This is a genomic window from Winogradskyella poriferorum, assembly GCF_050618035.1.
Taxonomy (GTDB): domain Bacteria; phylum Bacteroidota; class Bacteroidia; order Flavobacteriales; family Flavobacteriaceae; genus Winogradskyella; species Winogradskyella poriferorum_A.
In genome coordinates this window covers 1-226 of sequence record NZ_JBODPY010000194.1, presented here as the reverse complement: position 1 = coordinate 226, position 226 = coordinate 1, and the positions used below count along the sequence as shown (strand labels likewise).

1 protein-coding gene is annotated in these 226 nt (G+C 32.7%); it reads right to left on the bottom strand.

Translation table 11 applies throughout. The features are described from left to right. Window positions 1-226 (bottom strand): glycosyltransferase family 2 protein (locus ACRHOC_RS15440; RefSeq protein WP_431159475.1); only part of this gene is annotated, 226 nt, incomplete at both ends.

Here is a 226-nt window from a genome sequence, read left to right as displayed (position 1 = left end):
CTTGGGGAGTGTAATTAAACTATTACGGAAATTGAGATAAGTTTTTTTGAGATTAGTGTTCTTTAAAGTAGCAGGACCAACATGGTACACAATAGAACGACTTGTATATTTAGTTACAAACTTTTGATTATACGCGCGCCAGCATAAATCAATCTCCTCCAAATGAGCAAAATAAGTTTCATCAAATCCTCCTAAGGATTTGAAACCGTTGTTTTTAATAAAAAAG